Source organism: Nostoc sp. TCL240-02 (assembly GCF_013343235.1).
Lineage (GTDB): Bacteria > Cyanobacteriota > Cyanobacteriia > Cyanobacteriales > Nostocaceae > Nostoc.
In genome coordinates, this window is record NZ_CP040094.1 from 5441754 (window position 1) to 5466693 (window position 24940).

18 protein-coding genes are annotated in these 24940 nt (G+C 41.4%); 9 read left to right on the forward strand and 9 right to left on the reverse strand.

Features of this window, described 5'->3' with window-relative positions; all coding sequences use genetic code 11:
• Positions 1–12: 12 nt before the first annotated feature.
• Together FBB35_RS23305 and FBB35_RS23310 are read right to left on the reverse strand one after the other, a co-directional pair.
• Complete coding sequence (locus FBB35_RS23305; protein ID WP_174711613.1) at positions 13–3168, reverse strand: efflux RND transporter permease subunit; 3156 nt, start codon at positions 3166–3168, stop codon at positions 13–15.
• 94 nt (positions 3169–3262) lie between these two features.
• Positions 3263–4720 carry an efflux RND transporter periplasmic adaptor subunit gene (locus FBB35_RS23310; RefSeq protein WP_174711614.1) on the reverse strand — a complete coding sequence of 486 codons (1458 nt, stop codon included), beginning with the start codon at positions 4718–4720 and terminating at the stop codon, positions 3263–3265.
• 566 nt (positions 4721–5286) lie between these two features.
• Here FBB35_RS23310 and FBB35_RS23315 point away from each other — a divergent pair.
• On the forward strand, positions 5287–6168 hold the full coding sequence (locus tag FBB35_RS23315; protein ID WP_174711615.1) for an Npun_R2479 family HD domain-containing metalloprotein: 882 nt from the start codon (positions 5287–5289) through the stop codon (positions 6166–6168).
• A gap of 92 nt (positions 6169–6260) precedes the next feature.
• Positions 6261–7376 (forward strand): ABC transporter permease, encoded by a 1116-nt coding sequence (locus FBB35_RS23320; RefSeq protein WP_174711616.1) that lies wholly within the window; start codon positions 6261–6263, stop codon positions 7374–7376.
• A 336-nt stretch (positions 7377–7712) separates the two neighbouring features.
• Here FBB35_RS23320 and FBB35_RS35030 read toward each other — a convergent pair whose 3' ends face one another.
• Entirely contained in the window at positions 7713–9968 is a 2256-nt protein-coding gene (locus FBB35_RS35030; RefSeq protein WP_254625679.1) for an ATP-binding protein, read from the reverse strand.
• A gap of 725 nt (positions 9969–10693) precedes the next feature.
• Entirely contained in the window at positions 10694–11800 is a 1107-nt protein-coding gene (locus FBB35_RS23330; RefSeq protein WP_174711617.1) for an ATP-binding protein, read from the reverse strand.
• A 197-nt stretch (positions 11801–11997) separates the two neighbouring features.
• Here FBB35_RS23330 and FBB35_RS23335 point away from each other — a divergent pair, with 197 nt between their 5' ends.
• Positions 11998–12339, forward strand: a complete 342-nt coding sequence (locus FBB35_RS23335) for a hypothetical protein (RefSeq protein ID WP_174711618.1) — start codon at positions 11998–12000, stop codon at positions 12337–12339.
• A 150-nt stretch (positions 12340–12489) separates the two neighbouring features.
• Here FBB35_RS23335 and FBB35_RS23340 read toward each other — a convergent pair whose 3' ends face one another.
• From FBB35_RS23340 to FBB35_RS23350, 3 genes are all read right to left on the reverse strand, one after another.
• Positions 12490–13515, reverse strand: a complete 1026-nt coding sequence (locus FBB35_RS23340) for an ABC transporter permease (RefSeq protein WP_174711619.1) — start codon at positions 13513–13515, stop codon at positions 12490–12492.
• Between the two features lie 258 nt (positions 13516–13773).
• The gene (locus FBB35_RS23345; protein WP_174711620.1) at positions 13774–15426 is read right to left on the reverse strand and encodes an ABC transporter substrate-binding protein; all 1653 of its coding nucleotides are present in this window, start codon (positions 15424–15426) and stop codon (positions 13774–13776) included.
• Between the two features lie 213 nt (positions 15427–15639).
• A complete protein-coding gene (locus FBB35_RS23350; protein ID WP_174711621.1) occupies positions 15640–16506 on the reverse strand; it encodes a DNA adenine methylase in 867 nt (288 codons plus the stop codon).
• A 297-nt stretch (positions 16507–16803) separates the two neighbouring features.
• On the opposite strand from FBB35_RS23350, the gene FBB35_RS23355 reads away from it, so the two are divergent.
• From FBB35_RS23355 to FBB35_RS23380, 6 genes are all read left to right on the forward strand, one after another.
• Entirely contained in the window at positions 16804–17130 is a 327-nt protein-coding gene (locus FBB35_RS23355) for a hypothetical protein (protein WP_174711622.1), read from the forward strand.
• Between the two features lie 524 nt (positions 17131–17654).
• The gene (gene psbB, locus FBB35_RS23360) at positions 17655–19184 is read left to right on the forward strand and encodes a photosystem II chlorophyll-binding protein CP47 (protein WP_174711623.1); all 1530 of its coding nucleotides are present in this window, start codon (positions 17655–17657) and stop codon (positions 19182–19184) included.
• Positions 19185–19304: 120 nt separating this feature from the next.
• The gene (locus FBB35_RS23365) at positions 19305–19412 is read left to right on the forward strand and encodes a photosystem II reaction center protein T (RefSeq protein ID WP_084227385.1); all 108 of its coding nucleotides are present in this window, start codon (positions 19305–19307) and stop codon (positions 19410–19412) included.
• A gap of 297 nt (positions 19413–19709) precedes the next feature.
• On the forward strand, positions 19710–20834 hold the full coding sequence (locus tag FBB35_RS23370) for a 30S ribosomal protein S1 (RefSeq protein WP_174711624.1): 1125 nt from the start codon (positions 19710–19712) through the stop codon (positions 20832–20834).
• A 153-nt stretch (positions 20835–20987) separates the two neighbouring features.
• Positions 20988–21722, forward strand: a complete 735-nt coding sequence (locus FBB35_RS23375) for an HAD family hydrolase (RefSeq protein WP_174711625.1) — start codon at positions 20988–20990, stop codon at positions 21720–21722.
• 376 nt (positions 21723–22098) lie between these two features.
• The gene (locus FBB35_RS23380; RefSeq protein ID WP_174711626.1) at positions 22099–22689 is read left to right on the forward strand and encodes a Uma2 family endonuclease; all 591 of its coding nucleotides are present in this window, start codon (positions 22099–22101) and stop codon (positions 22687–22689) included.
• A 90-nt stretch (positions 22690–22779) separates the two neighbouring features.
• Here FBB35_RS23380 and FBB35_RS23385 read toward each other — a convergent pair whose 3' ends face one another.
• Positions 22780–23190, reverse strand: coding sequence for a hypothetical protein (locus FBB35_RS23385; protein WP_174711627.1), 411 nt, complete (start codon positions 23188–23190; stop codon positions 22780–22782).
• 25 nt (positions 23191–23215) lie between these two features.
• On the reverse strand, positions 23216–24934 hold the full coding sequence (locus FBB35_RS23390) for a GUN4 domain-containing protein (protein ID WP_174711628.1): 1719 nt from the start codon (positions 24932–24934) through the stop codon (positions 23216–23218).
• Positions 24935–24940 lie beyond the last annotated feature (6 nt).

The window sequence follows — 24940 nt, forward strand, 5'->3', positions numbered from 1 at the left end:
TCACGTCTCTCCTTACGGGCGCTGTGGTTTTTTACCAAAGCCATAGCGCAATCTATCCATAATCCAGGATTGGAAATTGTCAATGTAGCTAAATATCACTGGCACTACCACCAGTGTCAGCAGGGTGGAAGTTGTGAAACCGCCCATGATGGCAATTCCCATTGGTTGACGAACTTCTGAACCCGCACCAATTCCTAATGCTAGGGGTAGAGTTCCTGCGATCGTTGCTAGAGAAGTCATCATAATTGGACGCAGACGTGATACACCCGATTCTATAAGTGCCTGACGCTGGGTTTTGCCTTCTTGCATATTTATGATTGTGTAGTCCACTAACAAAATCGAGTTTTTGGTGACAATCCCCAACAGCAAAATGATACCAATTAAGGCATAAAGTCCCAAGGGTTTTTGAGCAACCATCAACGCTATTATTGCGCCGCCTAAACAAAAGGGCAAGGCTGCCATAATCGATAATGGATGGAGAAAGTTGTTATACAGCAGTACCAGAATTGCATAGATACACATTAATGCCAGTCCTAAAGCACTGCCAAAGCGCCCGAAAATTTCTTGCATAATTTTGGCGCTACCGGAGGGTTGCTGTACTACCCCTGGTGGCAAGTTTTGCATCACAGGTAGTTTGTTGATTGCTTCTACTGCCTCTCCCAAAGAAATCCCTTGTAAATTGGCTTCTAAGGCAACTTGACGGGCGCGATCATAACGGTTGATGGTAGCAGGGCCGCTACCAAAACGAATATCTGCAACTGCTACGAGGGGAATCAATCTGCCATTTTGACTAGGGACTTGGAGATTGGTGATTGTGTTAATGTCAGTCCGGGCTTGCGGATCGATTTGCACGCGAATGGGGATTTGACGATCGCTTAAATTAAATTTTGCCAAGTTGGACTCATTATCGCCAATAGTGGCAAGAGAAGCAGTTCGCGCGATCGCTTGCACTGTCACTCCCAAATCTGCTGCCCGTTGCGGGTTCGGAATTACTAAAATCTCTGGTTTAACTAAACTCGCAGTGGAAGACACTTCTACTAATCCAGGTAGCGATCGCATTTGCTTTTCTAGGGCATCAGCAGCTTGATTTAATGCTTCGGGATTTTCACTTCTCAGGACAATGGATAAACCTTTACGACTGTCACCTGGTGACTGACTTTGAAAACTAATTCTAGCTCCTGGTATTTGCTCAAAGGAAGGGCGTATTTGTTCCTCAAACTGTTTTTGGGAAATATTTCGTTCTTCTCTGGGTTTGAGATTAATGGCCAGGCTTGCAGAATTGATCTCTTCAGTTGCTAGTACGCGTTCAACTACTGGGTTTTGCCGAATGATATCAGTTGCTTGTGTGACTACCTTGTTAACGTCTTCTAATGTGGAACCAGGAGGTAGTTCTATAGATACGTTAGAAATCCCAAAGTCGCCATCATCAACGAAACCCTTGGGAATTAATGGAACCAGCATCACACTGGCAATAAAAAAAGCTAAAGCGATCGCCATTGTTGTCAATCTATGGCGTAACGCCCACTGTAGTAGCGATCTATAAGGTTGAAAACCCTGACTTTTTTCAGTTCTAAGTTTTCTACTCCCGTTATTACTACCTGGAAGTGTAAATTTAAAATTCAAAAATTTTATTACTCGCCCTGTCCCCTGCCTCCTGTCCCCTGCCTCCTTCTTTCCACTCCCTTCCTTCTCTTGTAAAAGATACGCCCCCATCATTGGCGTAACCATCCGCGCGACAAGAGTTGAGAAGATTGTGGAAACAGCGACAGTAACACCAAATGGTTGGAAAAATTGCCCCGGAATCCCACCCATAAAAGCAACGGGCATAAACACGGCAATAATCGTCGCTGAACTTGCTATTACTGCTAACCCTACTTCATCGGCAGATTCAAAAGCAGCATCCCAAGCTGATTTGCCCATTGCAATATGCCGTTCCATGTTTTCAATTTCCACAACGGCATCATCTACCAAGTTGCCCACTGCCAGCGCTAATGCCAACAAAGTCATGTTGTTGAGGGTGTAACCAAGGGCTTGCTGTACTGCGAAGGTGGGAATTATTGACAAGGGTAAAGCAACAGCCGTAATTAATGTTGCTCGCCAGTCACGCAAAAATACTAAAATAACAATGACAGCCAGCACCGAAGCTTGAATTAATTCGTCAATAGTGGTTTGGTAAGATTGGCGAACAATATCGGCTCTAGTAAAAATTAAATCTAGTTTGACATCTGCGGGAAGTGTTTTTTCCAGTTGTTTAATAGCCGCTTTTACTCCTTCTTCTACTGTCACCAGAACGCTGCCAGTACTACGCAACACTTGGAAAGCTACTACAGGTTGATTATTTAAGATGGCGGCTTGGCGCACGTCACCAAATTTATCTTCTATAGTTCCCAAACTGGATAAGGGTACAGAACCACCTTGTGGTAAAAGGACTTCGTAGGTTTTCAAAATATCCACACTGGCGGCACTTCCTAATGTGCGGATACTTTGTTCGCTACCACCGACTTCTGCCCGTCCGCCAGGTAAGTTAATATTCAAAGCGCGGATTTGGTCGTTTACCTGAGTGGCGGTGATACCCAAAGATTGTAAGCGGCTAGGATTAAGATTAATCCGAATTTCTCGGTCAACTCCACCCACACGCTGAATTTGGGCCACGCCACGAACTCCTAATAAGGCGCGGCTGATGGTTTGATCGACAATATTGCTTAATTCTTCTACAGAACGCTTATCTGATTTAACCGCGTAATTAATCACCGGGCCGCCGGCAAATTCCAGACGTTCCACAATGGGATCGTTGATCTCTTGGGGTAAATCTTGGCGAATTTGAGCGATCGCATTGCGGACATCATTGGTGGCGCGATCGCTATTTGTGCCCAAAACAAAGTTGATTGTGGTTGTAGAATTGCCATCGTTGACGGTGGAAATCATAAAATCGATATTGCCCAACCCTGCGACGGCATCTTCAATTTTTTTCGTCACTTGGGATTCTAGTTCGGCAGGCCCTGCACCCGGTTGGGTAACTTTGATCGTAACTGTTGGTACATCAATATTTGGGTTAGTATCAATCCCCAAGCTTATGAAGGAAAACCAACCCACCACCGTCAAAATTAGAAATAAAACTATCGTCGGAACAGGTTTTTTAATTGACCAAGCTGATATATTAAAGGACATGAAGAAACTTTAGATTTTGAATTTGTTATTAGTCATTTGTCATTTGTCATTTGTCATTTATCATTTCTCACCATTCCCAATTCCCAATTCCCTTTTACTTCGCAACTCGAACCTTATCGCCATCTTTGAGATATCCTGCACCATCAACTATGATGCGATCGCCTAATTGCAACCCACTTTTTATTTCCACTTTGTCGTCATTTGCAGGATCTCCTAAGTCTACTTTCTGGCTGCGGACTATATCTTCACTTGATAAGGTGAATACAATTACACTTCCATCTGCTTGAGATTGGACTGATTTTTGTGGCACTACCATCGTCATTCCTGAGTTAGTAGTAATTGCAGCATTAGCAAACATCCCTGGTTTTAGTAAAGTTGTTGGCGGTAAGTCAATTTTGACTATAGCCTCTCGCCTTTGATCGTTCACCTGTGGTTGTATCTCCCTGACTCGTCCCTGCGATCGCACGCGCCGATCGACATCTGAAGTAATTTGCACAGATGTGCCAACTTTCACCTGATTTAATTGAATTTCGGGAACCTTAGCTTGAAGTTCTAACCTTTCATCTTGGATAATCGAAAATAGCTTTTGTGTGCCACCAATTACAGTTCCCGCCTGGGTTTGTGGCGGTACACCAGTCACATCACCGACTCTGGCCAATTTCTCAGCAATAATTCCAGCAACCGGCGATCGCACCACAGTTTGTTCCAACTGAGTTTGTAGTTGTTGCACCTTAGCGGCGCTGCTGCGGACATCGGCTTTGGCTCTATTGATGATAGCTTGAGCGTTACCAATATTAGCCTGGGCGCTGCCGATATTGGCCTGGGCACTACGCAGATTTTCTTGGGATAGATTCACAACTTGTATGGCAGTTTTTACAGCGTAGGAACGAGTATCGAGTTCTTGCTTACTAATGGTTCCAGAGTCGGCCAGTTGTTGATAGCGCTGATAATTTTTGGCAGCTTCTTCTAGCTTTGCCTTCGCTTGAGCTAAATCTGCTTGTTTTTGCTGGACTATGGCTTTATTTGATGCCAAATCTGCCTGTCTGGATGCCAAATCTGCTTGTTTCGATTCCACATCGGCTTGTTTTGATTCCACATCTGCCTTTGCTTGGCTAATTTGGCTTTGCAGTATGGAACCATCCAACACCGCCAAAACTTGACCTTTTTTGACAAAAGCCCCTTCTTTGACATCTTCGGGGATGCTTTTGATTTGTAAACCGTTTGTCTGTGGTAAAACCGGAATTAAATCACGTGCTGCTACAGTTCCAGTAGTTTTAAGAGTACGCACAACACGGGCAGCTTCTACTGTGGCAATAGTAACTGTCATTGATGGGTTAACTTTTTTATCCGCTACCGCGCTTTGTTGACGGGATGGAAGATGACTGAATACACTCATTCCAGCAAAGGCGATCGCAATTCCTAAACCAGCACCCAAAAATAATGGCTTCAACCATGCCCTAGTTGGTTTTTGCTCTGATTTGCTCAAAAAGCTAGCATCCTCAGAGGTTATAGGTTCTTCCACCTCGATTTCTGAAACACTTTCATCGCTCACAGTCCGACCTCCACTTTCTGTCTACGCATACCAATATTGGTATTTTCTTAAGAAAACTTGAAATTTATTTACTTCCCATCAACTATGACGCATTTCATAGTAAATGTCTTTTATTTACGACAGTATATAATATAACTTCGCTACTAAGAATAATCACTAATGCAAGGTACTTGAAGCTTTTCTGTAGATTATCATACAAGAAATTATTTCATCTCATCTAGCTACTCTAAATCACACAATGTATGCATTTGGATCACCGTCAACCAATGCTTATATATGAAAAAATGATAAAGCTAATCTAAAATTATTTAATAAAAATCTGGACTCTCAATGTATTTTATTAAACCAGTAAATACTTTTATCTACGCAAATCCTAATCTTTTAAAGCCTTTGTCTTGTCAGGAAGTTATACATCCAGGGATAGTTCAAGCTAGCGTCTACAGCTACACGTGAGTTACAAATGAGCAAACTCCATTACCCTAAATTCCAGCCAGGGCGATCCTGATAGTGGAATTTTGAAATCAATCAAATCAATAAATAATTGGTATTTACCAGAGTCACTATATATGTTCAATGCCACTGAAATTTTAATTGATGCCTTTGTAAATGAAATTAGAGAAGGCTACCGTCGCACTTATGGCTGCTTCAAAAATGATTATCAGGACATTATCGCCTGGGCTGGTAACATGGCTTTGGAAAACATTGCCAATAGCGATGCCCTTTATCACAATGTTGAACACACTGTCCTTGTCACCCTTGTGGGGCAAGAAATATTACGTGGCAAACACATCAGAGAAGGCGGTGTTTCCAGTGAAGACTGGTTGCATTGTATTATTTCCTTAGTGAGCCATGATATTGGCTACGTTAAGGGAGTTTGCCGACTAGACCAAGAAGCAGTAGGCTTATATTCCACAGGTAAAAATGGCAAAATGGTTTCTGTCGCTCCTGGCGCTTCTGATGCCAGTCTCACGCCGTATCATGTTGATAGAGCCAAGCTTTTTATTGATGAGCGTTTTGGAGGTCACAAGTTAATAGATGCTGAGGCAATTAAGAGCAATATTGAACTAACACGATTTCCCGTGCCTGCGGCAGAAGATCATCAAGATACAAAGTGCTTTGCCGGGTTAGTCCGGGCTGCTGATTTGATTGGTCAACTAAGCGACCCACGTTACCTGAAGAAAATTACTTCTTTATTTTACGAGTTTGAAGAAACTGGTGTAAATAAAGTTTTAGGCTATAAAACCCCTGCCGATTTACGGAATAACTACGCTAAGTTTTACTGGAATGGTGTCTATCCCTATATCCAAGAAGGGCTGCATTACCTATCATTGACACAACAGGGCAAACAAATTCTCGCTAATCTCTACTCAAACGTGTTTGTTGTAGAACACGAAAAACAACAGCAAGAACAGCAGAAGTATTTAGAGAAGTTAGGAGTGGCGAGTTGAGAGTTAGGAGTTAATAATTATTAATCATGAGTTATGAATTAAAATAAAACTTTAATAACTCATAAACTCATAACTTATAACTCCTAACTACTATGGATTGGTGGCGACGACTAAAGAAAAATCCTTTGGCACAATTTGGGGCCATTTTGCTGTTAATTTTCTACATAGCAGTAATTGCAGCAGATTTCGTGGCTCCTTATGACCCTTATGCCTCACAGCCTAATGGTTCACTGCTGCCACCAACTCAGATACACTGGGTTTCTCAATCAGGACAGTTTATCGGGCCCCATGTTTATCCCACGACTCAGGGAGACACAAATTTAGAAACAGGCGATCGCCAACTCATTGTAGACTTCAAAAAACCATCTCCTGTGCGTCTATTTGTTTCCGGGCCAGAATACCGATTGTTGCAGATGAGTTTGCCACTACCACCCAAATGGGATGAAGTCACAATCTTTCCTGGTATTCCCTTAAATTGGCATTTATTTGGGACAACAACTGACGCAAAAGTCAATATCTTAGGTACTGATGACCAAAGCCGCGACCAATTTAGTCGCCTCTTACATGGCGGTCGCATCAGTCTGTTTATCGGGATTTTTGGCATTATCATTACCTATCCCCTCGGTTTGCTCATCGGTGGAATTTCTGGCTATTTCGGCGGTGTGACTGATAGCGTCATCATGCGCTTGGCAGAAGTGCTAATGACTTTCCCAAGTATTTATCTTTTGGTGACTTTAGGAGCAGTCTTACCACCTGGTTTAAGCAGTACCCAGCGCTTTTTGCTGATTGTGGTAATTACTTCAGTTATTAGCTGGGCTGGTTTAGCACGGGTCATTCGAGGACAGGTACTATCAATTAAAGAGCGAGAATTTGTCCAAGCATCACGCGCGATGGGCGCAAATCCACTTTATATAATTCTCCGCCACGTCTTGCCGCAAACGGCTAGTTATGTAGTTATCTCTGCTACTCTTGCAATTCCCAGCTTTATTGGCGCAGAGGCGATACTAAGTCTCATCGGCTTGGGAATTCAACAACCAGACCCCTCTTGGGGCAATATGCTTTCTCTGGCTAGCAATGCTTCCATTTTGGTACTGCAACCTTGGTTAATTTGGCCGCCGGCTGTGCTAATTATTCTCACAGTGCTAGCATTCAACTTACTCGGTGATGGGCTAAGAGATGCACTCGACCCTCGTAGTTTGAGAAGATAAGCTCTCAACAATAGCAAATGCGATAGCTGAAATAGCAAATGCGAATCCCGAAGTAACAAATGCGATCGCCGAAATAGCAAATGCGAACTCCGATGTAACAAATGCGAACTCCGATGTAGCAAATGCGATCGCCGAAATAGCAAATGCTGTCGCTGAAATAACAAATGCTTTCGCCAAAGTAACAAATGCGAATCCCGAAGTAACAAATGCCAATCCCAAAGTAACAAATGCGAACGCTGAACTAGCAAATGCGATCGCCGAAATTAGTCCGCGAAGGCGGACTTTGCCTGTGTAGCCGCGAATTCCATTCGCCTTCTTCCATTCGCTTCTATTCGCCTACTGTTGCAAAACCCAACGGCGAAACAGTTCCACCATAATCCGCCAACTTCCCTGAATTTCCTCAACGACATCATGACGCTTCAGAGTATTCAGCGCTTCCTGTAAATCAGTGTCGTTCATACCTGTAGACTGAGCTAAGGAATCCAGACTTAGCCCTTCTGGGTGAGGTGCAAGTACTTGTATTATTGCCTGTTGACCCTCAGCACCCCGTGCCGCCTGACCCCAAACCCCATCAAAGTAGTAGCGTCCCCGTTTGAAAAACTCAGGGTCATTGATAACTGCTTCCACATCTTCTACTGTGAAAACTGGGTCACGGGGTTGTCCTTGTTCAAAAACAAAGTCATTGTAGCGGCGCACTAGCTGAAAACCCAGCAATTGCACTAGATATGGTTGGCCGTATGTCAAAGCATAAATTTCATCTAAAGCTTCCGGTATGTAGTCTAGGGGGAAGTCTTCATTACCTGGGTTAGCAAGAATTTTGCGGGTAGCTGCACGTTCTTGAAAGCCAACATGAATAGGAATGACACTGGCAAAGAAGGGTTGAAAATAATCTGCTGTCATCTCCTCCAAAGTGTGCAAACCAGCAAAGGCAAAGGCGATTTTAGAACTCATTTGCACCAAACTACGCAGAAAACCCATAAAGTCGATAGGGATTTTTTTCGCCTCTATTAAATCTTCAATTTTCTCAAACTCGTCTAAGGCAATGATTAACCCACCATCTAGTTGCGCTTCAACCTGTTTTAAATAGCGTTCAAAAGTCCGGTAGGGGAGATTTAGTAAATCAGCGTCAGCTGGTGGTGGAAGTTTTACAGTTTGAGAAATTTCATCACAAATTGCCATCAGCACTTCACCCACACCTTGCGGGCTATCTCCCAAACGTAGCAGGTTGACGTATGCTAGCTGTATTTGTGAGCCTAGACAGTTAGCAGCGTTAACCAGAATGGAAGTTTTGCCCATACGCCTGTGACCGTACAGAACTACAGACTGGAGTTGATTACCCATCACCCAGAGTTCTTCTAACTGTCTGATGATATCTTCTCGCCCAACAAAGAGATGACCTTGAACGGGGTCGCCTACAACATAAGGATTAGCGATAGGCTTGGTGATGGAAATTTTTCCCACTTCACCAGCGATTTGTAAAAGGCTTTCTTTCCAAGTTTCAGCGATATCTATGATTAACCCTTGCTCTGCTTGCGGCAAGGTGTCGGCTTGATTTAGGATTTTTGTTAGTTCACCTAATGCTCGATTGAGAGCTAAAGACCTGGCTGAACGTGAGACACTGCGATTAACAAACTGCACATCATCAACAACTCGACGCAGATTAGCAAGGACTTTCCAAGTAATTGGACGTAAAAGCGGTTCCTGTGGAAAAGGAGGAACTTGGATAGCTGCAATAGACACTGATGTTTGAGCTTTCTGAAACGCTGCTAAAGTTTCAGCAAGGATATACATTTCCTCTCCATAAAGTAGAGAACGTACTGCAGCAAAAGCCTCTATTGCTCTGGCTGGTTCTTTTTCATGCAGATGCCAAAAGCCAGCAGCAGTAGCACGAGCAGGAGTATTTAAGCGAGTGTTTACTGTTAAGGGAGGGGAGGTTGGTTCTTTAAAATAACGAAAGAATATAAAGTCTTTAAGAAGTTGTAACTTGATTTGTTCCCTCAAACAACCTGAAGCAAAACCTACTAATTTCCAATCAAAGGGATCTGCCGCTAGTAAAGCAATACGCCAAATAATGTGTTCTGATGGAGTTTTAGTAAGTACTCTATTGACTGCTTGGACAACAGGAATGAATTGTAGGGTATATGCCAGCAGTTCATTTATATTATGTAAACCTATTTCCCAATTATTTTGCAACCAATTTTCCAAGCGCCAGACAAGATTAGGAAGGGGAAGCGGAGTAATACGGGGGAGTAGCCAACTAGTGTTTTGGATAATTCGCAAGTTTAGAGGTGAGCCAATAAACCAGGTATCTGGACGCATTACCGCCACGCCTACCGCCACACCGAATGCCACGCCTACCGCCACGCCTACCGCCACACCGAACGCCACACCAAACGCCACGCCGAACGCCACGCCGAACACCACGCCTACCGCCACGCCGAACGCCACGCCGAACGCCACGCCTCCCACCACACCGAACGCCACGCCTCCCGCCACGCCTCCCACCACACCGAACGCCACGCCTCCCGCCACGCCGAGCGCCACGCCTCCCGCCACGCCTCCCGCCACGCCTCCCGCCACGCCTACCGCCACACCGAGCCGCCACGCCGAACGCCACGCCGAACGCCACGCCTCCTGCCACACCTCCCGCCACGCCAAACGCTACGCCTCCCGTCATGCCTACCGCCATGCCTACCGCCACGCCGAACGCCATGCCGAACCAGTTAATGCGAACATTTGCAGTCTGAAAAATTAAACCTATAGCTACAGGTGTAATTACTGTTAAAACTAATCCTTGAAAAAGTAACTGACGTTGGATAGGATTTTGACGCAATAACTCCCATCCTTTCCGCCAATTCATTTCCCCTTCAGGAATATACCCACCCCCAAATCTATCCACATACCACCGCAAAGCTTGCGGAAAGAAAAACACCCAATATAAAAGGCGCAGATAATCTAAGGGGTTCCACAAAGAGAGGCGACGCTTCAACTTGGGCGCTAAGTCTAGGCGGGGTACAGGGGTCATTATTCAACCTCCATTATCACCTCTGAAGAACCTAATTCCCCAGCTCCCTTGTCTATGACGGAAGGGAGAGTAGGAGTAATCTTATTCCCCTCCCCTCCGAGGCTAAGGCGTACATACAAATCGGAGTTACTTTGAGATCCGGGTTTTACCCCCCTTAATCCCCCCTTGTAAAGGGGGGAAACAAGAAAACCTAGTTCCCTCCCCTTTCCAAGGGGAGGGTTAGGGTGGGGTAATTCGATAACTTGTGTGTACACCGTAGCCCCTTGTAGGGGAGAGATAAAAGCGGTGTCATTCATTGCAAACTCTCCACACACTGCAAAAAAGTTCGATAACACAATTGCATCAGTTTGCGAGGATGTCCGCCACTTTCTTGGATGAGTTGGCTGATTTCTTCTTCAGTAAAACTCACAGAAGTTCTAGCTAGACGGTTGGTAATAAAAGTACGCATAGTAGCTTCATCCCAAGGATGAATATGTTCCTCTTGGCAAATACCCGCTAACGGAGAAGTATTACCTTGCTCCTGACTATCCTTAAAAAGGTTGTTCAGAGGTTCGGTGGCAGCTAAAATCAGCTTCAACGGAGCATTATTTCCTTCGGCTAAACCGCGCAAATAATCCCTTATATTGCGAGTAAAACCTTCGCTTGTAAATTTTCCTACATTGTCTATAGCCAGTAGTATTTTACAACTTCGCAAATTGCGGGTTAACTGATAGTCTTTACTGTCAGGTATACCGATCTCGTGGCACAATTCACTATAAAATTGACTTTCATTATGAAGTAAATTCAGGTCTAAGAAAACTGGCTGACGTTCACTTTTGAGAAAATTTTTCGCCTGTTGATTAATCATCCATAGCAGCGAAGATTTGCCAATTCCCTCTTCCCCAATTAAAACGATACTACTACCGCTATTCAGTACCTCAAATACTCGCCGGATTTCGCGCTCTCGGTCAAAAAAGAGATACTTTTCTTCTACTCTGCCACTAAAAGGAATGAAGGGATTTTGATTTAGCTCAGATACAGTATTATTAGTTAACTCTGGAAAAGTAATATAATCTGGTTCTGGCGCAGTGGTATAAGATAGTTTTTTAGTATGGTAATTGTAATTTCTCTCAAAAAAGTTTTCAAGTTCTTCCCTCAAATTTCTTTTATCAAGATCGTCTATATTTAATACTCTTTTAATCTTATCGTTTAAACTTTTACCTATTTCTTTTAAATACTGTTCTGTATATGGTTTGGCAGTAGGATTAGACTTCTTTATTTTAGAAGGCATTTGACTATAATTCATCCCTTGCCAACTTAGTAGAAAAACTTTTTCTTCTAACTTGCCCAGTAATACTACTTTTCCTTTCCTCTCCTCAAATATTTGCTTAATAGATTCTAATGCTTCTTCAGCTTCCATTTAACCTGATTGAGTTGGTAGGTAAAGTTAACACTTGGATATAAGTTTATTATTTTACAGCAAAACCTACATAATCCTACGTCTATGTAGATATTCTTTGTATTTATGACATAATCCTACATTTACCTACATCCTACGTATAACTATGGACTACAGGCGAATATAGAGACATCGAAACAACAGAGGAGTGCAAAACGATGTCTACTTACTATCCTGTAAAAGAAAATTTAGCCGCACAGCAACAGCCAATAGTTCAATCTCTAGATGTTCTCAATCAGTCAAACAACACAGAACAACTTCTCGATATCGCTGAAAATATTACTGCTGCTTTAAGCAAATCAGATACAGTGGAATTAGTTCAAGCTGGGGGTCAGACAGCAGAAAATATTTTTAAGGTCTTAGTCCAATATGGTGGTAAACCAGTTGCAATTATCCTGGCTACTGCTGTTCTGATTGCAGCTACTGCTATACCCATATTAGCCGTCAAAGTATCTCTGGGCCAGATAACTCAAATCCCTAATATTTCACAGACAAAATGATAGTTTTGTGTTGGGTTACGCTTTGCTTAACCCAATTTTACATTTTACTGCTTCATCTCATAAAAAAAAGGCGGGCAAGACTTCGGCGTGAGCGCTCAGTCGAACGCTGTCCACCCCACAAGAAGGTTAGAAAGAATTAAGAACTTTTTGCTAGTAGCGAATTCGCGGATCTACATAAGAATTTAAAATATCAATTAAAATGCTGGCACTCACAACGATCGCACCAAAAAATACTAGCACTCCCTGGACTGTGGGATAATCGCGATCTGCGATCGCTTGATAGAGTCGATTAGCTAACCCAGGCCAAGAAAATGTCACTTCTGTCAAAATCGCCCCACCTAACAGAGAGGCAAAAGTTAATCCCAACACTGTAATTACTGGGATTAAAGCATTCTTTAAGGCATGGGAGGCTAAAATCTTATTTTCACCAATACCTCTGGCTCTAGCGGCTTCTACATAATCTGCTTGCAAGGTTTGCTTTAAATTCACTCGCACAATTCGCTCAAAAATCCCACTCAGCAAAATTCCCAAAGTGAGACTCGGTAAGGCAAGATGGTGCAAAGATGTGAAAAACTGACTGAGATTTCCACCGAGTAAGCTATCAATTGTATACAACCCAGTCACAGGAGTGGGAGCCGGAAGATTAGGCGGAAAGCGGTTGGAATTGGGAAACCAACCAAGTTGGACTGAGAAAATCAACTGCAAAAGCATTCCCGCCCAAAACATGGGGAGTGCGTAGGTGATAATCCCAAACAAGCGCCCACCAACATCAAAATATGTCCCAGGACGAGAAGCTGAAAGAGTCCCAACCGCAATTCCGACGATGAGTGCAACCGCCATACTACATACTGCTAACTCCACCGTCGCCGGGAAATATTGCCCAATTATGTCCCAAACATTCTGTCCGCGACTCATTAAAGATGTTCCCAAGTCAAAGCGCAGTATGCTTCCCAAATAATTCAGGTACTGTAGCCACAAAGGAAAGTTTAAACCTAGTTGTTTCCGCAATTCTTCTTTAGCAGCTTCCGGCGCACGTCCACCAAGAATTGCATCTGCGGGATCTCCTGGTGTTGCTCTTAATAAGAGAAAGACAATGGTGATAATTGTTAATAGCTGAAGTGGTGCGAGAAGCAACCGGGAAACAATGTAATACTGTAAAGCTTTAGAACGAGACATAAGCAATTCAAAATTCAAAATTCAATTTTTGAAGGTATCTTGTCCATTGACCAGATACGAAAGATATTTACTTAAGAACCAAGAATCGAAATAAAAAATATTGGACATAACCCTTTCAAAGTGACTTGTAAAATCTCTTTATTTTCTCTGCGCTCTCTGCGTCTCTGCGGTTAAAAATTAATTAAATCAACCACAGAGGCGCAGAGAACACAGAGGTAAGAGGTTAAAGAGTAATTTTTTGTCCCTTTGACTTTTTAACTACTTTTTAATTGTCTGGTAAACCAGAATTTGGGTTGGGTTAAGTTGTACGCTGTTTACACCTTTTTGGGCAAATACATAGTCTTTGCTTTGCCATAAGGGAACGTAAGGTACATCAGCAGTTACTTGCTTTTGAATTTCTGCAAAAATTTTCTGACGCGCTTCGGGATTTAGTTCTTTGCGTTGTTGATCGATCAGTTTATTCATCGCTTCGTTATAGTAGAACGAACCCTGAGTTTGACTGCCTCCATCTTCACATCCTTTAGCAACTGAACCTTTGTCACAAGACAAAAATGGCTGGACGTAATTATCTGGGTCTAAAAAGTCTGGATACCAATCAAGTAAAGCCCCTGGATATAATCCTTTGGCAATGTCTTTAAAAAATGTTGGGCCTTCAGCAGGGGTAACTTCAAATTGCAGAATTCCATCCATTTTGGCATCTACAAGAGATTTGAGGGTCTGTGCTGCCAAACTACGAGTAGGTGAACTAGAAGGATACCAAATTTGGACTTTTGCGGGATTTTCTTTGGAGAAACCAGCAGTAGTTAACAATTTTTTAGCTTGATCAAAGTTAGCATCGCCATAAGCATCTTTGAATAATGGCACAGAAACTTTAAATGTTGTGGGAATCATGCTATAAAGCGGGTCTGCTTGACCAAGTAAGGCCCGCTCATTTAAGAGTGGACGGTCAATTATTGACGCGATCGCTTGTCTGACTTCTAATTTATCTAAAGGCTTTTGATTCCGATTCAATACCAGATAGCTTACTACACTACCTTCAGCTGCGATCGCTTGCCAATCCCCTTTTTTACCACCTTCTTCTAAGCTCCGATTTTGATCTGGCTGTAGCGATAGATAGGCTACATCTACAGCGCCTGTACGGAAAGCATTAAATAAATTAACTGGACTAGTTTGAATTTGGAGGTTAACACCCTTGTTAACTGGTTTTTCTCCCCAATATTTATCAAACGTATCAAATCTTATTGAATCAGTACCATACTGCGCTAACTTGTAAGGGCCAGTTCCTACAAAAATATTCGGCTTAAATTTACCAGCACCAAGTTCGTAAGCTTTTGGCGAAACTGCACACACCCCAGGAAACGCCAGTAGTGAAGGAAAGGCTGCAAAGGGTTTTTTCAGCTTAATGCTTAACTCATACTCGCCTGTAGTTTTCACCGAATCTACTACATCAGCTAGTAAAAATGATGGTTTTCCTTTATTTTGAATAAAGCGGTTGATAGTAAACGCCATTGCTTCGGCGTTGAAGGGAGTCCCATCGTGAAAAACCACTCCCTGACGTAAGGGGATGGTATAAGTTAAGGCATCTTGACTGACTTTAGGTAATGCTGTCGCAAGCTGGGGCTTAATTTCCGTACTTCCTGGTTCATAGGTGTAGAGGCGATCGCTCATATTAAACACCAAACCCAAGGATGCTAACTCATAAGCATCAGCCGGATCAAGGGTTCTCGGCTTTGCTGTTGTACCGATAGTAATACGACCATCACCTGTAGGGCTATTTACAGAACCCGATGGTGGCGTAGAAGACTGTGGACGAGGAGCGCAACTAACAACTAAAAATAAGCATAGACAGAACAAAGATAGGAATTGTGTAATCCGACCCCACCGTTGCACGGACAAGGAAAACCAGGTCATACAGTTAAATTTTATGTAATCAGAAGTCAGTGATTATACTATATATTTGCTAGTTTTATAGAAAACTTTACAATTAATTACTACTTTAAATACTTTTTATAGAGGATTGTGCTCGAACAGATAAATTTATGTGTATTCAGGATGATTAAGTAAAAATAATTAAATGCTTACTATAATATGCAGAACTCTACCTCATCATAATAATTCAAAGTTCTAAATTAACTGTTCCGAATTGGGAGAAGTAGAGTCAAGAGAAGAGTAGTTTAATATAAAAATTTCTTTCCCCTTATATCGTTCGCCTTTAAAGTTATCTTGCTTACTCTTTCGATTTTTTTGATCATCACTTCTACTAATTGTATAATTCCATTCTTTGTCGTGTATTTCCAATGCCCATTCATATATATTTCTAATTGTGTCGCTATTATCGTAAGTTATAAGAAATTTTATTTTTTCCTTGTATCTATTTAATATTTGGCATAGCCTGAAATGATCGTCTTTAGAAAATGAATGAGCATAAATTTTATCTTGCTCTGCATTGAAATAAGGAGGATCAATAAATAAAAAAGATCCATTAGGTACAGATTCGATAACTTCTTCAAAATCGAGATTAGTAATTTTAACGTTTTGAAGTTTATCTGAAGTTCGACGTATGTTTTTGGGCCAATTCTCTGGACGCATACTGTATTTGTCACCATACCCCCAATAACAGTTTTGATGCTTCATAATCCCAGAATAGGAGGTTCTGTTAAGGTAAAACCATCTACCAGCTTGTTCTAATTTATTTTGTGGGATGAATTCATTTTTGTAATATGTATGTCTTTCTTTAGTAGCGGATTCTCCTGCTAAAAATTTGATTAATTCTTCTGGTTGATCTCGAATTGTTAATAAGGTATTTATTAACAATTCATCAATATCATTGAGCCAATTAATATTTACTTTATCTTTTACAAAAAAAATAGAACCACCCCCCGCAAAAGGTTCAACATAACAAGAGTGAGAAGGAATATGATTAAGAATCAAATGTCGAGCATAAAATTTGCCGCCAGGATATCTAAATGGTGAGTTTATCGGTTTGTTCATAGTTCCCTAAAATCTTCCTAATGTTATGCTTAATGTTTAATATCCAAAGCATACATGAAATTTATTGTAAAGTTAGTAACAAAAAATATTAGCTAAATATTTAAATATGCAATTTTATTATTTTTTTACTGAGCTACATCAAATATAAAGAAAAATTTATTTTATTTAATTAAATTGAGCAATAATAATTTAAAGAGACTTAATTTAAATTATTATTAGTTATACATATTTAATAAATAATATACGATATCGTAATCGTAAATAGCAGATTGAAAGTTTAATAGTGAGACTAAGAGCGTGAAGTATTTCTTTCTATCTGAGGGATGGGCAGTTGCTAGAGTCTGGGCATCTGATGGACTCTGGCAAGTAACTGCATGGCGACGGCAACCAGATATTCAGCGAATGAATATTTGTTTAGTGGAAGAAAACGAATTGCTATGGCTTTATCGAGTTGAAGAAGCCATTTTAACCGTGGAAGTGAAGCCGACAATACCAGTCACAGTCGGTACTACCATAGGTCAAGTAGTACTCAAGCGTTTGATGAGTGCTGAACAGGTAATTGAACGTTTAAACACAGCTGAGGCGAAGTGCCAACTGCAAAATATCCAGTTGGTGGTTCAGTAAAATCGGCATGGGGTATTGGGCATTAGGAATGGGGCATTGAGATGAGAAGAGACATAAGAGACAAGGAAGAGGGGGTAGACAAGGGAGAAACTTGAATAATTCTCCCCTTGTCCTCCCTGTCCCTCTGCCTCCCCTGCCCCTGTTCTCCCTGCCCCCTGCTCCCTTTATAAAGTTAAAGATAAGTAAATTTAATCTTCAAGAGAGATTGGTAGCGAAAAAACTTTGAGATGCTACGCGATCGCATCAATTTACACGCTTGCAAACAATTCCATCAATAGTTACACTTTTTAAAACATTCTCATTTTTTGCTTGGCGGTGGCTACCCTACAAGGTAAACCTCCCGAAGCGAGTAAGCATTGCCTCATCTCCCACTCTGTCTGACTTATAAGACTAACTGTGGTAGTACTCTGGCTCTGGCAATAACAAAAAACAAGAGAGAGTTTTCTGAGTGGCGAATTTCGTTCCTTAGAATCTCAGTAAGAAAATTGCTTTGTAAACTAACTCATCGAGGAGGAGCGTAGTCGATGGGACTACCCTGGTACCGAGTACATACAGTCGTTCTGAATGATCCAGGACGGCTGATTTCTGTACACCTAATGCATACAGCCTTAGTAGCAGGCTGGGCTGGTTCGATGGCACTCTACGAACTAGCTGTTTTTGACCCTAGCGATCCGGTTCTCAATCCCATGTGGCGGCAAGGGATGTTCGTCCTCCCCTTCATGTCACGTTTGGGCGTTACTCAATCTTGGGGTGGTTGGAACGTTACTGGTGGCCCAGCAACCGATCCTGGCTTCTGGTCATTTGAAGGCGTTGCTGCGGCTCACATTGTTCTTTCCGGTCTTCTGTTCCTAGCTGCCGTATGGCACTGGGTTTACTGGGATTTGGAACTCTTTAGAGATCCCCGCACTGGTGAACCTGCTCTAGACTTGCCAAAAATGTTTGGCATTCACCTATTCTTATCTGGTCTACTTTGTTTTGGCTTTGGTGCTTTTCACGTCACCGGACTATTTGGGCCGGGGATATGGGTTTCTGACGCTTATGGCATAACTGGGGCTGCCCAGGGAGTAGCACCAGAATGGGGCCCAGATGGTTTTAACCCATATAACCCTGGTGGCATTGCGGCTCACCACATTGCTGCTGGTGTTGTTGGTATTATTGCAGGCTTATTCCACCTCACAGTTAGACCCCCCGAACGGCTCTACAAAGCCCTACGGATGGGGAATATTGAAACAGTACTTTCTAGCAGTATTGCAGCAGTCTTCTTTGCTGCTTTCGTTGTTGCTGGTACTATGTGGTACGGAAACGCCGCCACTCCCATCGAATTGTTTGGCCCTACCCGCTACCAATGGGATCAAGGCTACTTCCGTCAAGAAATTCAGCGCCGGGTTCAAACTACCGTTGCTGAAGGTGCAACCCTTGACCAAGCTTGGTCGCAGATTCCCGAAAAACTGGCTTTCTATGATTATGTAGGTAATAGCCCCGCTAAAGGCGGTCTATTCCGTACAGGGCCAATGGTGAAGGGTGATGGTATTGCCCAATCTTGGCAAGGTCACGCCGTATTCAAAGATTCTGAAGGACGGGAATTGAACGTGCGTCGTCTTCCCAACTTCTTTGAAACCTTCCCAGTGATTTTGACTGATGCTGATGGAATTGTCCGCGCTGACATTCCCTTCCGTCGGGCAGAATCTAAGTATAGCTTTGAGCAATCTGGTGTCACCGTCAGCTTCTATGGTGGCGATCTGAATGGTAAAACCTTTACAGAACCAGCTGATGTGAAGAAGTATGCCCGTAAAGCTCAAGGTGGTGAAATCTTTGAATTTGACCGCGAAACCTTGAACTCTGATGGTGTATTCCGTACCAGTCCTAGAGGTTGGTTTACCTTTGGACACGCTGTATTTGCTCTGCTGTTCTTCTTTGGTCATCTCTGGCATGGCTCTCGCACAATCTACCGAGACGTATTTGCCGGTGTTGATGCGGATCTAGAAGAGCAAGTTGAGTGGGGGCTGTTCCAGAAAGTGGGTGACAAATCAACCCGCCGGAAAGAAGCTCTCTAAGAGACTGGGGTGCTGGGCGCTGGGGATTGGGGACTATAGGAAAAAGTTTTCCCAATCCCTAATACCCAGTACCTAATCCTTAATTTCTCATCACTAGCTGGATAGGCAGGAACTAATAATATGGAAAGCGTTGCTTACATCTTGATTTTTACTCTGTGTATAGGTACTCTCTTTTTTGCGATCGCATTTCGCGAACCACCTCGCTTTGAGAAACCAAAAGATAAGTAGATCCTAATTACCAGACCTTTAGCTGATTTAAAGAAGTTAGTATCCGTTGCTACTAATTGTAGGAGCAACGGATATTATTGTGTTTGTCCTTTGTTAATTTTAAATACTAAGTGAATAACCAATCATTTTTATATTGTGATATAATTTCCAATCTTGGGAGTAGATATGTGTTAATACTAGCTTTTCTGCGCTAGGATGAAAAAGGATGTTAAATATAAGCTGCCATAGAACTGCTTACATAGTACATCGCGCTTGTCGCACAACCTTTACGGAGACTAGAACCAGGAACAAATCAGCATGGTCAATCAGAATTTAACCGCTACAGAAATTGGATTCACTCACGAAGATTTCGCTGCTCTACTTGACAAATACGATTATCATTTTAGCCCTGGCGATGTTGTGCCAGGAACAGTTTTCAGTATAGAGCCGCGCGGCGCTCTGATTGACATTGGTGCTAAAACCGCAGCATATATTCCTATACAAGAAATGTCTATTAACCGGGTGGATAGCCCGGAAGAAGTCTTACAGTCAAACGAAACGCGTGAGTTTTTCATCCTTACCGATGAAAACGAAGATGGTCAATTAACCCTTTCCATTCGCCGTATTGAATACATGCGGGCTTGGGAACGCGTGCGACAGCTGCAAGCAGAAGATGCCACTGTACGTTCTGGCGTGTTTGCAACCAATCGCGGTGGTGCATTGGTAAGGATTGAAGGATTACGTGGCTTTATCCCAGGTTCTCACATCAGTACTCGCAAACCTAAAGAAGAATTGGTAGGCGAAGAACTGCCATTGAAATTCCTAGAGGTGGATGAAGAACGTAACCGCTTAGTTCTATCTCATCGTCGGGCGCTGGTTGAGCGGAAGATGAACCGCCTAGAAGTCGGCGAAGTAGTAATAGGTACCGTTCGTGGTATCAAACCCTACGGTGCTTTCATCGACATTGGTGGTGTCAGTGGTCTACTACACATTTCTGAAATTTCCCACGAACATATTGATACACCTCATAGCGTGTTCAATGTCAATGATGAAGTGAAAGTGATGATCATCGACTTGGATGCAGAAAGGGGTCGCATTTCCCTATCTACCAAGCAACTAGAACCTGAACCCGGCGACATGATTAAAAACCGGGATTTGGTTTACGATAAGGCAGAAGAAATGGCTGCTAAATATCGTGAACAACTGTTAGCCAAGCAACAAGGTGCTACTGCTGCGCCTGCTGCGCCTGCTGATGTTTTAGCAGAAGAAGATATTCCACCAGCAACAGAACTTGAAGACGAGATTCCACCAGCAGCAGAACTAGAAGAAATTCCACCAGCAGCAGAAATTGAGGAAGTAACTCCAGTAGTTGCGGAAATTCAAGAAGAGATTCCAGCAGCCACGGAAACTGAAGAACAAATTCCAGCAGCTATTGAAGAATAATACATTTTATAGTTTTACTTGTTTTTAAGTAAGAGTATTAAATCATTGTATAAAGAGGGAAAAACCCTCTTTTTTTATGTGGAAAATTGGGAACAGTTAGGGGTTAAGAATAAAAACTCATAACTTCTGACTAAATAAGTGGGGTGAAATATTGTGGCAACTATTAAATGTAGAAAAATCACTTTTGATAATATCCAGGCAATTTTGTTTGACAAAAACGGTACTCTAGAAGATTCAGAAACGTATTTGCGATCGCTCGCACAAAAGGCAACAAGATTAATAGATGCTCAAATCCCTGGAACTGGGGAACCCCTATTAATGGCATTTGGCATCAATGGCAATCTTCTAGATCCGGCAGGCTTGATATCGGTAGCGAGTCGCCGCGAAACAGAAGTTGCGGCTGCGGCATATATTGCCGAAACAGGAAAAGGATGGTTTGAGTCCTTAAAAATAGCCCGTCAAGCTTTGGATGAAGCAGAAAAATACATCGAACAAACTCCTTCACCGCTATTTGTGGGTAGCTTAGACTTGTTGAAATACCTACGCAAAGGGGGTTTAAAACTCGGTATCCTCTCAGCTGCAACAACCGATGAAGTAAATAAGTTTGTAGCGCATCATCAATTAAGCGATTATATCCAGTTAAAAATGGGAGTTGATGAGGGGCCGAGCAAACCAGATCCAGTCCTATTTTTGCAAGCTTGCAAAGCATTGGGAGTTGAACCAGGTGCTACCTTGATGGTAGGTGATGCCGTTGGCGATATGCAAATGGCGCGTGATGCTAAAGCCGCAGGTTGTATTGGTATCACTTGGGTGGGTAAGTCAGATAATGTTCGAGGTGCAGATGTAGTGATCAATCAACTTGATGAAATCCAAATTTTAGAAGATTAGCAGCCTTAACAAGTTGAATTCGCAGAGGTTACGCAATACTTCTAGGTTAAGGGGAAAAGGGCAAGGGGAAAGAAAAAACCTTTAACCAAAACCTAGTACCCTTTACCCAAAATCCGATTCCGAATTAAAAATGCTTAACCGAGAAGTATTGAGAGGTTACGGGCACACAAACAAGAGTTACACCGATTTGGGCTAAGGTTAAATCAAGAGTCTGAAACCCGCCTGCGCGGGTTTTGACTTTATAGATGCGGTTTCTAACAGCCGATTTAGGTTAAGTTGAATAAAGAAAAACAGTTCAATTATATCAAACTATTTTTCTTATGTCAAGTAAAACAAGCTAAAATATTAATTACTTCTCACAATTGCAAAACAAGCCATGCAAAACACAGAAACGACGTTAAGGCTTCGCCTGTGGACAGTTGAAGAATACCATCGGATGGCTGAGGCTGGGATTTTTGGTGCAGATGAACGAGTAGAACTCCTAGAAGGAAAGATTATTTGGATGATTGCTAAAGGGACAGCCCATCGTTCAGCAGTGGGGAGAACAGATAGATTACTGCAAAATAGTTTGAGGAATCGGGCTTGGGTATGTATTCAAGACCCAGTAAAGTTAAACGCACGATCTGAACCAGAACCGGATATAGCTGTCGTTAAAGTAGATCCACTAGACTACGCAGACCACCATCCCACTCCAAAAGAAGTTTATCTGATTATTGAAGTAGCAGATAGCAGCCTGAAACTAGACTGCGAAATCAAAGCTCAAGCCTACTCGCAAGCGGGAATTACAGATTATTGGGTGTTAGATGTGGTTAGTCGTCAATTGCACGTCTTTCGAGAACCAACTCAGGATGGCTATCAAAGTGAAGTGATTTTGTCCGAAGATGCGACTATTTCACCTTTAGAGTTTCCTGATTTGAGCATTACGGTTTTAGAAATGTTACCGCCCGTAATTGTAATTGCATCTTAGTTGAAAGTTAATTTTATCAAAAATAACGTGTTTAAGCCCGCCGTAAGCATACCCAGAGTGACAAAATAAAGTTACTTTCTAATATTAATATTATTTTATTTTTGTCCCAAGAATTGATTGCTCTTTATCCTTCATTAAAAATTTAGAGCTATTAATTTTCATAATTTCATAATTTTCTACCATAAGCACCGAACCTAAAGTAGCAATCATATCTGCAATAGATATCTTAAAAACTAGTGGTATCCTTAAATTCAAAAAGGATTTTGGCATAGTTTTAACATTTAAATACAATTTTTTTTGACTTACGTACCATACCCCGGTAAATTTATTCCCTGTTATAAGTTCTTTAGGTTTAGAGAAAAGCAATGTTTGAACCGTGGTTTGTTCATAAGTCATATCATCTTTAAATTCAATAGTAACTTTTTCGGAGGACGTATCAAAACGCCATTTCCCAAAAAGTAAAATTTCTATTTCTATATCAGAATGCTTACTATTACTCATGTTTATCCTCAAATTAGCTTTAGCTCTAATTTTTCTTATTCTTAATAAATGTGCGATTATCGCATAAGAAAGTTTCTTGACAAGTTTTTATACGAGAAAAGAATAAATGCATCTGCCAAACTAACCAAGACTTGACCCGCCAAGCTCCCATTGAAAGGTGTTCTGTAGATGATTTTTGGGATAAGTCAAAACTATGTTGATCGTAGTGTAACCATTGGGCTGGCAAGTGTCCCATCGGTGTCATAGGGGACAATTTAAAAGTTAGTTGCTCATAGTCTAACCAGTTTCCCTCTTTTCGCCAACCAAGGCGATCGCCAAGTCTTTTTTCTGTTTCGTAGTCTACCTGACCACCCATTTCGCTCCAGATAGTTTGCTGAACAGTGAAGCCGAAATAGCCATAACTATATTGATCCCAAAGTTGATCGATAGTGTGAAGCTCTTGACAAGAAAAGTTATCAATATCTTCCTTATAAACTTCATTCCAATAATTTTTACTCATGACTTTTAGCATTATTTTAGTGGTTTCAATATCAGCTTCTTTCCAATGATGTTGTGCTAGGAGATCCTGCAATTGGGTATAATCAATACCTTTATTGCTGGGAAATTTTTTTGGCAACGTAACATTGTTATTAGTCAGTCCTATCAATCCTGTTCCTTCAACAGGAGATAGAGAATCTGTAGAGACAAAATTTACTTCTGCTATACTTAGCGCTTTTCTTTGATCTGTTAGTTGCTTGGATATATAGTTAGATATTAAATCAATGCCCTTGTCTAAAAAGACACCATTTTCGCTCAAATCAAAATTATGGATTTGCCAATCTAATAATTGAGATTGAATAAAAGCATCTTTTAATCTGGCTTTTTTATCATAACTTGTCACCATAAAATCGAGAAAACTTTCAGAAATAGCCTCGTTTTTTTCCAGGTTAAATAAGTTTGATTGATGCTTTAAAATATTATCACCTAAATTTTTAATATCTCCAACAGTTGCATAAAAATATTCATCCACTTTTATGACTTCATCTATTAAAAATTGAAAAGGACTAAAGTAATCTTGTAAAGAATTTTCAATGTTGATTGCAGTGTGGGCAATTTTAGCTATTTCTTGACGAATTTTATAGGCTTTTCTTTGATATTCGTAAATTTCTTGATATACTTCTAAATCTTTTACTATTTGCTGAACAACTTCTTTTTGACTTTTTGTATCTTCTGCAAGGTTTTTAATTCCTTCACCAAGCAATTTTATTTTTTCTAGCATTAAGAAATAAGCATTACTCAGTAGCAAAACTGCTTTGAGATTTTCTTGCTTTTCCCATGTTAGCTCATCAAGTATTTTCGGATTTTTATGATTTTTTAGCTCTAATTTACTTCTTTCGTCTTCTAAGGTTTTTATAGCCAAATATTTTTGTTGAAATAATTCTTTTAAGTCATCTGCAAGATTTAATAAAAAATCATGATAATTATCCTTATAATTTTCTAGGAAATCAATAATATGGCTGTAATCTTTAATAAATAATTGGATTTCCTGAAAAACTTCTCCCTGGCTAATTTCTTCTTTTCGCTTAATTATCCCACCAAGCTGATGATGATATCGAACGCCTTCTTTAATTAATCTTTGACGTTCTCTAATTTTTTTTTGAACTATTTTTACAGCATTATTTTTTAGAACTGGTAATTGATAAGTTCTTTCATAAATTGAAATAGTCTTGTAAGTAATTAGTTGTCTTTGCTGTTTAGTTAGCATGACCTT

What these genes read in the sequence shown, in the direction of transcription:
- FBB35_RS23335 (WP_174711618.1), top strand. Translation starts at nt 11,998, where the DNA reads ATGTCTACTTACTATCCTGTAAAAGAAAATTTAGCCGCACAGCAACAG.
- FBB35_RS23390 (WP_174711628.1), bottom strand. Translation starts at nt 24,934, where the DNA reads ATGCTAACTAAACAGCAAAGACAACTAATTACTTACAAGACTATTTCA.
- FBB35_RS23385 (WP_174711627.1), bottom strand. Translation starts at nt 23,190, where the DNA reads ATGAGTAATAGTAAGCATTCTGATATAGAAATAGAAATTTTACTTTTT.
- FBB35_RS23345 (WP_174711620.1), bottom strand. Translation starts at nt 15,426, where the DNA reads ATGACCTGGTTTTCCTTGTCCGTGCAACGGTGGGGTCGGATTACACAA.
- FBB35_RS23370 (WP_174711624.1), top strand. Translation starts at nt 19,710, where the DNA reads ATGGTCAATCAGAATTTAACCGCTACAGAAATTGGATTCACTCACGAA.
- FBB35_RS23330 (WP_174711617.1), bottom strand. Translation starts at nt 11,800, where the DNA reads ATGGAAGCTGAAGAAGCATTAGAATCTATTAAGCAAATATTTGAGGAG.
- FBB35_RS23380 (WP_174711626.1), top strand. Translation starts at nt 22,099, where the DNA reads ATGCAAAACACAGAAACGACGTTAAGGCTTCGCCTGTGGACAGTTGAA.
- FBB35_RS23350 (WP_174711621.1), bottom strand. Translation starts at nt 16,506, where the DNA reads ATGAACAAACCGATAAACTCACCATTTAGATATCCTGGCGGCAAATTT.
- FBB35_RS23320 (WP_174711616.1), top strand. Translation starts at nt 6,261, where the DNA reads ATGGATTGGTGGCGACGACTAAAGAAAAATCCTTTGGCACAATTTGGG.
- psbB (WP_174711623.1), top strand. Translation starts at nt 17,655, where the DNA reads ATGGGACTACCCTGGTACCGAGTACATACAGTCGTTCTGAATGATCCA.
- FBB35_RS23340 (WP_174711619.1), bottom strand. Translation starts at nt 13,515, where the DNA reads ATGTCTCGTTCTAAAGCTTTACAGTATTACATTGTTTCCCGGTTGCTT.
- FBB35_RS23315 (WP_174711615.1), top strand. Translation starts at nt 5,287, where the DNA reads ATGTTCAATGCCACTGAAATTTTAATTGATGCCTTTGTAAATGAAATT.
- FBB35_RS23305 (WP_174711613.1), bottom strand. Translation starts at nt 3,168, where the DNA reads ATGTCCTTTAATATATCAGCTTGGTCAATTAAAAAACCTGTTCCGACG.
- FBB35_RS23365 (WP_084227385.1), top strand. Translation starts at nt 19,305, where the DNA reads ATGGAAAGCGTTGCTTACATCTTGATTTTTACTCTGTGTATAGGTACT.